Source organism: Dactylosporangium cerinum, assembly GCF_042653625.1.
GTDB classification, from domain to species: domain Bacteria; phylum Actinomycetota; class Actinomycetes; order Mycobacteriales; family Micromonosporaceae; genus Dactylosporangium; species Dactylosporangium cerinum.
On record NZ_JBHSIU010000013.1, the window covers coordinates 386,054 to 394,217 of the forward strand.

Annotated in this window: 8 protein-coding genes; 3 read left to right on the forward strand and 5 right to left on the reverse strand. The window is 70.2% G+C overall.

The annotated features are described in order from the left end of the window. Window positions 1-127: 127 nt before the first annotated feature. The 4 genes from ACFPIJ_RS13950 to ACFPIJ_RS13965 form a co-directional block, all read right to left on the reverse strand. Entirely contained in the window at window positions 128-634 is a 507-nt protein-coding gene (locus ACFPIJ_RS13950; protein ID WP_380115195.1) for an NUDIX domain-containing protein, read from the reverse strand. Between the two features lie 208 nt (window positions 635-842). After that, window positions 843-1,766, reverse strand: a complete 924-nt coding sequence (locus tag ACFPIJ_RS13955) for an anti-sigma factor RsbA family regulatory protein (RefSeq protein WP_380115196.1) — start codon at window positions 1,764-1,766, stop codon at window positions 843-845. Beyond that, on the reverse strand, window positions 1,763-2,635 hold the full coding sequence (locus tag ACFPIJ_RS13960; RefSeq protein WP_380115198.1) for an MEDS domain-containing protein: 873 nt from the start codon (window positions 2,633-2,635) through the stop codon (window positions 1,763-1,765). Before ACFPIJ_RS13960 ends, ACFPIJ_RS13955 begins: the two co-directional genes overlap by 4 nt. A gap of 26 nt (window positions 2,636-2,661) precedes the next feature. Further along, the gene (locus ACFPIJ_RS13965) at window positions 2,662-3,489 is read right to left on the reverse strand and encodes an IucA/IucC family C-terminal-domain containing protein (protein ID WP_380115199.1); all 828 of its coding nucleotides are present in this window, start codon (window positions 3,487-3,489) and stop codon (window positions 2,662-2,664) included. A gap of 347 nt (window positions 3,490-3,836) precedes the next feature. On the opposite strand from ACFPIJ_RS13965, the gene ACFPIJ_RS13970 reads away from it, so the two are divergent. Beyond that, on the forward strand, window positions 3,837-5,390 hold the full coding sequence (locus ACFPIJ_RS13970) for a peptide deformylase (protein ID WP_380115201.1): 1,554 nt from the start codon (window positions 3,837-3,839) through the stop codon (window positions 5,388-5,390). A gap of 13 nt (window positions 5,391-5,403) precedes the next feature. On the opposite strand, the gene ACFPIJ_RS13975 is transcribed toward ACFPIJ_RS13970, so the two are convergent. Continuing rightward, window positions 5,404-5,853: a pyridoxamine 5'-phosphate oxidase family protein gene (locus ACFPIJ_RS13975; protein ID WP_380115202.1), complete on the reverse strand. Its 450-nt coding sequence runs from the start codon at window positions 5,851-5,853 to the stop codon at window positions 5,404-5,406. A 247-nt stretch (window positions 5,854-6,100) separates the two neighbouring features. Here ACFPIJ_RS13975 and ACFPIJ_RS13980 point away from each other — a divergent pair, with 247 nt between their 5' ends. Further along, complete coding sequence (locus ACFPIJ_RS13980) at window positions 6,101-7,213, forward strand: globin domain-containing protein (protein ID WP_380115203.1); 1,113 nt, start codon at window positions 6,101-6,103, stop codon at window positions 7,211-7,213. Window positions 7,214-7,268: 55 nt separating this feature from the next. Next, window positions 7,269-8,009, forward strand: coding sequence for a CPBP family intramembrane glutamic endopeptidase (locus ACFPIJ_RS13985; protein WP_380115204.1), 741 nt, complete (start codon window positions 7,269-7,271; stop codon window positions 8,007-8,009). Window positions 8,010-8,164: the final 155 nt, after the last annotated feature.

An 8,164-nucleotide genomic window follows, 5' to 3' on the forward strand; every position in this document is an offset into this window, starting at 1 on the left:
GTGCGCGGGTGGACGCTGGGTCGTCAGCACCCGAACAGTCCTGCTCCTGCGCTGGTCAGCAGGGGTGTGGAGCCGTCCGGGTTCCCCGTTCGGAGGCGAGTAGGCAGCGACGGAGCGTTGAGTAACGCTAGAGGTGGCGGTGGCCCATCTCGGCGTGGATCGGGGTGCCGGTGGTGAGTGCCGTCAATGCCAGCGACAGGCGGCGGTGCAGGGATGCGCGGATCTGGGCGCTGTCCAACGGGAGCCACTGGATGCCGGTGAGTTCGTCGGCGGCGGGGCGCAGAACGGTGGCTGGGTCGAGGATGCCGCCGTCGAAGACGAACTGGACCTGGTCGCTCCAGGGGCCGCGGCCCGGGGTCCAGTCGACGACCAGGAGGCGGCCGGTCGGGCGGTCGAGCCCCACTTCTTCCAGTACTTCACGGCGGCAGGCGGCGGACGGGGGCTCGCCGGGCTCGACGATGCCGCCGGGCAGGTCCAGGTAGGGCTTGTAGTTGGGCACCACGAACAGGATCCGGTCGGACGGATCCCTGATCAGGGCGCCGGCGGCGACCGTCTTGTGGGCCATGCGCCGGGCGATGCCGGGGTGGAACTCCGCCTCGGGCGGGCCTTCGGCTTCGAAGAAGGAGGCGGTCACGTGTCCATCCAATGGGGTACGCCGGTCTGCTGATGGTGAACGCATCTTGCGTAATGCAAAGGTAACTGGGCGTCAACCGAGGGGGGGAGGTGGTGGCCGGTCAACACGGTCCCACGCCGCAGGAATCCCGTGCGCTGGGGGTAGTTCACGGGACGCACGTCAGGCACGGTGTCCGCGCAGGGCACCGCCCCACAAAAGAAAAGAGAAACTAGAACGACCGCCGCATGTGCAACCGCACCGTCGTCCCGGAGGGGCCGGTCCGCATCTCCATCAGGTCGCAGATCTGCCGGGCGATCCACAGTCCGTGCCCCCGCTCCGAGTGCGGGCCGGCGCGCAGGAAACCCAGGAAGTTGCCGGTGGCGGTGCCGGTGTCGGTGACCTCGCAGACGACCCTGCGGTCCGTGGCCCAGATGCGGACCTCACCCTTGCCGCCGCCGTGGCGCAGGACGTTGGTGGCGATCTCGTTGACGGCCAGGATGTAGTCGTCGATCCGGTCGGCCGCGACGCCGAGCCGCGGGGCGTGATCGGCGATGAACTGCCGGACCGGGGCCAGGTCGGGGTGGACGGGGATCCATTCGACGCCGGTGGCGGGGTGCGGCGTCAACGGCGTGTCGCGGGCGGCGTAGTAGGACGCGGGCTCGGTGAAGTCGGCGCTGATCTCGCTGGCGGTGCCGACCGCGAGCCGGGGGTGGGTGCGGCGGGCGTCCTCGACGATGGTGCTGGCCAGGCTGCTGCTGTCGTAGCCGCAGACGACCCAGGCGCGGGAGTCGGCGAGCGCGACGTTCACCACGGACTCGTAGCGGCCCCATTCGGAGGTCTCGAGGTCGTCGCGGCCGGCCCAGACGGGCTCGCCGATGACCCGGAGGAAGGCACTCTCGGTGGCGAGGGCGTCGATGCGGCGGTGGTGGGCGTCGAGGGTGCGGCCGGGCGAGTCGAACCAGCCGGCCGGCTCGAGGAAGGTGACCTCGTCGGCGGCGCCGTTGAGCTGCTCGCGCAGGAGGCGGGTGTTGTCGGTGGAGGTGACCGCCAGGACGGTGTCGCCGCGGTCGACGCCCTCGACGATGAACGGCAGGGCGGCGGCGAGGAACTGTTCGGGCGAGTCGAACAGCAGCGCCTGGTGGATCAGTGTCATGAAGCGCCCCCCGAGGCGATGAGCAGACCTGGGGTGTTGTCCCAGCCGACGATCCGCAGCACGTTGCGCAGGGTCGGGGAGAGGTGGCGCACCTGCAGCGTCCGGTCCGGTGGGAGCGCCTCGGCGGCGCGCACGAGGGCGCGGATGCCGGCGACGTCGATGAACCGCAGGTCGGCGCAGTCGATGACGACGACCCGTTCGGGCCAGTCCGCCGTGTGGGCGAGCGCCTCGGCGAAGGGGGCGGCGGTCAGTTCGTCGACGGTGCCGTGCAGGCGCAGGCCGCGCGGTGAGTAGGTGGGCACGACCCGCAGCCGCCGGTCGTCGTGCAGCGGGTCGACGCTCACCAGGCCGGGGTGGAGGGCGACGAGACCGGTGAAGTCCGCCTTGTCGAAAAGGCGTTCGTCGTACTGGCAGATCGCGGCCAGACCGTCCGAGCCGGTGACGGTCGAGGCCACCCCCGACTCGTATTCGTGCAGGCGGACGGTGTCCGGCAGGGCCCAGCTCATCTCGCCGGTGAGGCGCAGGCCCTGGAAGCCGGCGGCGCGGGCGTCGCGCACCGCGTGCCGGATGCCGTCGACGAGGACGTCGGGGTCGAACTCGTCGTCCGCGGCCGGGCGCACCTCCAGCTGGCCGCGGGCGATCGCGAGGGCGCCGTCGACCCCGCGCGGGTCGAGCCACGCGTCGATGGCGCCGGGCGCGGTCCGGTCGGAGTAGTAGAGCACCCGCTCGCCGCGGACCAGGCCGTCGGCGATGTAGGCGGAGACCACCTCGCGCTGTTCAAGATCGCTCGCGAACGGCAGGCACAGGTGGTCGCCCAGGCGGACGTGCCCGGTGTGCTTGGTCGAGACGCTGTCGTTGATGGTCTTCAACTTACCCAGCGGCCCCGGAAATGAATCTACTGGCGGATGCAGCAGCCGGAGCAGACCTTCGGGGTGGGCAGGGTGAACGCCAGGCAGCAGGTGCGCCGCTTGATGTCCAGGCCGCCCTGCTCCCGCACGGCCAGGTCGACGAGGTCGTCGGCGCCGAGCGCGTCGAGCACCCGGTGGGTGGTGTCCAGGACCAGGTCGGGCGGCGCGACGAACCCGCGGGACATCGCGTAGGAGATCCCGGAGGCGACCGAGCCCCACAGCGTCCGCCGGCTGAGGCGGGCCTGTTTGCGCACCTCGTCGAGCATCGGGTCCAGGTGGGCGTCGACCAGCGAGCGGCGCAGGACGCCCAGCAGCTCGTCCTCGTCCTCGACGATGAGCAGGCCGGGGGTCTCGGAGGCGACGATCGGGTCGGTCGCGAGGACCGCGGTGACCGGACGGCGCAGCGCGAGCGTGAGGAAGGGCTGCCGCTCGCTGAAGCGGACCAGCACGTGGTCCGGCGTCATCAGCGGCACCCGGCGCGACGTCGCGAAGCCGATCACGGCCGGCAGGGCCAGCCAGTAGGAGTAGCACTTCCACGCCAGGGCGGCGGCCGCGTGCGGCTGGGCGCTCCAGCGTCCCGCGGCGGCGTCGAGCCAGTCCCGGACGCCCTCGGCGGTCAGCAGCTCGCCGGCGCTGCGCCAGCCGGGCGTCCGGCCGGCACCGTGCTGGGCCGCGCCCGTCGGGAGGTCACTGGTGACGAGTCCGGTCGACAGCCCCTGGAGTGATTCTTTTCCGTGCCGGATGCCCATCCGCGCGAGTGATGCGATCACCGGCGCGAGCGGGTCAGCGGTCGCGCGGCTGATGAGTGCGGTCACGTTGGGTCGCCGATCCCGCCGGGGGACACGCGGCGGGGGCGCCGCAGCGCGGCGCTCGTCGACTGCGTGTGTGCGGTGCTCACCACCGGTCGGTACCCCCAGACGTGCATGCCAAGCGCTCACGATACAGCGATTAGGTAAGCCTAACCACTCCAGGATTGTCCGCCATCCGTCGTAACTTTGTGTGACTTTGCACAAGCATGCTGCTGAACCGAGAAGGTTGATCAACGCCGATGGGGTGGTGTTGTCAACCCTTTTGTCGGCAAATTGTCCGCTTGACCTGTTCGACTGCGTACCCCAGGGACACTGATCGAGCAGGGGCCGTCTCCCTGCGGGCTGGGCCGGACATGACAACGAGCGACTCTCCCGTGCAGCGGGCGTCAGAGGCGTTCGTCGCGGAGTTCGCGCGGTGGCGCATCGAACGCGGCATGTCCAAGAAGCAGCTGGCCGCCGCGATGGGGTTCGACGCCTCCTACGTGAGCCATGTCGAGGCCCGCCGGCACCGCCCCACCGAGGACTTCGCCCGGCGCGCCGAGGCCATCCTGCAGAGCGGTGGCGCCGTCTGGCAGCGGTACAAGGAATACGACGAACTGCGAGCAACCGCCCGGAGCCGGGTCGGGCTGCCCGGCCGTGACCCGCCGGTGCCGGATCAGTGGCTGCCGCCCGGCACGGGACTGGTCGTCGAGCGGGAGACCGCCCGGCTGTCCTACGTCGACGGCAAATACCGGTGCACGGTCCGCCGTGCGCTGTACAACGCCGGCACCGAGCCGGTCACGCGCTACCTGGTGCGGATCTCCGTGGACCGCTACCCGGACGATCCCGCGCGCTCCAACCGCCATCACCGCGACCACCCCATGTCGTGGGACGAGCTGGCGATGGTCGCGTCGTGCGCGGGCGAGCCCATGGACTGGCGGTCCAAGACCGACCGGGACGCGCTCAAGGAGGCGTGGCTGCTGTTCGAGAACACGCAGGGGCGCTTCCCGCTGTACCCGGGGCAGCGGACCACCATCGCGTACTCGTGGCACATCAGCGTCGAGAAGTGGGGCCACTGGTTCCAGCGCACCGTCCGCCTGCCCACCCGGCAGCTCACCATCGAGGTCGAGTTCCCGGCGCGGATGCGGCCGGTCGTCTGGGGCGTGCAGACCTCACTGTCGGCGGAGGAGGTGCCGCTGCGCACCCCCATCACCCAGGAGCTGTCCGCCGACGGGCGGGCGGTCTTCTCGTGGCACACCGAGCAGGCGACCCTGCACGACCGCTACCGCCTCGAATGGCGCTTCCGGGGCACCCGGCCCGAAGGGGCGGTGGAGCAACCGGACGATTGGGAGGAGCCCCCTTTCGTGCAGCCGGCCTCGAGTGACGCCATGCGCGCGGCCGGTGTGATCCAGCGCGGCGACGCCGGCCTCGACCGGCCGGTCCGCCGGCTCGACCTGCCCGAGGAGTCGGCGCGGGCCGAGGACGTCATCGACCAGCTGTCCACGGCGCTGGACCGGATCGAGGTGCTGCACCCTTTCGTGAAGGGCGTGGGGCTCGCCGCCCCGCAACTCGGTCCGGGGCTGGCGGTGGCGGTCATCCGCCCGGCGGAGCCTGACGCGGAGCAGATCGTGCTGATCAACCCGCAGGTCGTGGCCGAGTCCGGCGACGCCGACGAGCAGTTCGAGGGCTGCCTGTCGTTCTTCGACGTCCGGGGGCTGGTGCGGCGCCCGCTGAAGATCACCGTGCAGAGCGAGCGCCTCGACGGCACGACGGTCACCACGGTGTTCGAGCGCGCCCTGGCCCGCCTGGTGGCCCACGAGATCGACCACCTCGACGGGCGCCTCTACCTGGACCGGATGGAGCACGACGCGCCACTGGTGCCGACGACGGAGTACCGCCAGACCGGCAAACCGTGGCATTACGCCTAAAACGCGAAAAGCGTCATATCTCGCCCGCGGCCGAGATGTAGGCGGACTCCACGTAGACGGTGATCCATCGGGACGGGCGGCGGTCCGCGACCAGGTCCAGGGTCGGGTCGAGGTTGAGGGCCCGGTACGCGCGTCGCATGGCGTCGTCGTCGAGGATCTTCGCCTTGCCGTTGACGTGCAGGCCGATCGCGCCCCGGGCGAAGTCGACGAAGAGCAGGCTGACCCGCGGGTCGCGTTCGATGTCGGAGATCGCGCCGGACAGGCAGGCGTCGTCGAACTCGGGCCACGCCAGCCGGTTCACCGACAGGACCCGCACGAAGCCGGCGCCGCCGGTCACGAAGGTGCAGTCTTGCCCGTCCTCCGGCTCGCCGGTCGCCACGAACAGCATCTCCCGGCGGCGGACGAAGTTCTGCATCCGGTCATCGAGTTCGGTACGGACCTCGTGGTCGGACAGTGTCGGCACGGTGCACCTCCGGGGAAACGATCGCCTGCGGCCAGCCAAACACCGGGCCGGCGAGACGGCCGGACAGTCAGTGCGACACGGCCGAACGGCCCCTGGGACACCCCCGTGTCCAGTGCCCGGCAGCGGCGCGTCGAGTGGAAAACCAGCGACCGACACGAGACGTCGCACAGTCAGTGCGATGCGTGGTCTTCCCTGGTAGCGACGCTGGCTCTCCTACGGCACCTACGTTTGACCGCGAAGGGCACCGATGAGCAATCTGTCGCGATTACTGAAGGAGAGTTGGACCCTCGTCGAGGAGCAGCAGGACAAGCTCGCCAGCTACTTCTACGCGCGGATGTTCCTGAACAATCCACAGCTCAGGGACCTTTTCCCGGTCCAGATGGACGTGCAGCGCTCCCGGCTCCTCGGCGCGATCGTCACTGCCGTGCAGACCGTCGACGACCCCGACGTGTTCGCCGAATACCTCCAGTCGCTCGGCCGGGACCACCGCAAGTTCCACGTCCAGCCCGAGCACTACGACGCCGTCGGCGGCGCGCTGATGGAAGCCCTGCGCACGTTCGGCGGAGACGAGTGGACGGTCGAGTTCGACCAGGCCTGGCGCGACGCGTACGCGGTGATAGCGGCCAAGATGATCGCCGGCGCCGAGGCCGACTCGACCAACCCGCCGTACTGGCACGCCGAGGTGCTGTACCACGAGCGGCGCAGCCAGGACATCGCCGTCCTCACCTGCCGGCCGCTGCAGCCCCTCGAGTATCGCGCCGGGCAGTACATCAGCGTCGAATGCAAGCATCAGCCCCGGCTGTGGCGCGTCTACTCCGCGGCGAACGCCCCGCGCAAGGACGGCTCGATCGACTTCCACGTGCGGGCCCTCGGCGCCGGTTGGGTGTCCTCGGCCCTGGTCCGGCGGGTCCAGCCGGGCGACATGATCCGCCTCGGCGCCCCGATGGGCTCCATGGTGATGGACCGGCGCTCGACCCGCGACATCGTCTGCGTCGCGGGCGGCACCGGGCTCGCCCCGATCAAGGCGCTGATCGAGGAGATGACCCGGGCCAACCGGACCCGCTGGGTGCACGTGTTCTTCGGCGCCAAGGACCGCGACGACCTGTACGACCTGGCCTGCCTCAACCGGCTCGCGGCCCGGTATCCGTGGCTGTCGGTGGTGGCCGCCACCAGCGACGACCCCGAGTTCCCCGGCGAGCACGGCAAGATCTCCGACGTGGTCGCCCGCTACGGCCCGTGGAACGACCACGACTTCTTCGTCTCCGGCTCGCCGCAGATGGTGCGTTCGACCCTGCGCACCCTCGCGGAGATGCAGGTCCCCGCAATCCGCATCAAGTACGACGCCTTCGGGGACTCGTAATACGGTGGGGGCGCCGTTCGTGCGGGCGGCGCCCCCACCGAACTACAGTTCGCACGTGATCGACAGACGCGCCGTCCGCATCGAGGTGCTCCTGCTGCTCGGCGTGTCACTCGGCAGGTCCGCGATCCTGTCGATCCTCGCGATCATCGACCGGCTCACCTACGTCAAGCCGCTGTCGGAGCAGACCGCCACGCTCAACCCGTCGATCACGCCGGACCGGCCGTGGCTCGACCTGGCCTACCAGTTGGTCTACACCGGGCTGGGCTTCGTCGCTCCGTTGCTGGCGGTGTACCTGCTGCGCCGCGACCACGAGAACTGGCGGCTGGACGTGCGCCCGGCCTCCGACCTCGGCTACGGCCTGGGCCTGGCCGCCCTGATCGGCCTGCCCGGTCTCGCCCTGGTGTGGGTGTCGAGGCTGCTGGGCATCAGCGCGCAGATCGTGCCCGAGGCGCTCGGCGAGCACTGGTGGTCGGTGCCGGTGCTGATCCTCTCCGCGCTGCAGAACGGCGTGCTGGAAGAGATCGTCATGATCGCCTACCTGCTGACCCGCCTGCGCGACCTGAACTGGCACCCGTGGACGGCGATCGTGACCAGCGCGGCCATTCGCGGGTCGTACCACCTCTACCAGGGCTTCGGTGCGGGCTTCCTGGGCAACTTCGTGATGGGGCTGATCTTCGGCTGGTTCTACCAGCGCACCAAGCGGGTCATGCCGCTCATCGTCGCTCACACCATCCTCGACATCGTCTCCTTCGTGGGGTACGCCCTGTTCGAGAAGTATTTGAAGTTCCTGAGATAGGGCAAATCGCCACAATTAGTCTGCGTATGTGGGCCGAATCCTTCTCGCCGTCACCCTCGTCGCCTCGTCCGCCTTCGCGGTGCCGGTTCCGGCCCGAGCGCAGGCCGACACCTCGCTGTACATCGTCCAGCCCGCGGGCCGCCTCCTGCCGGCCG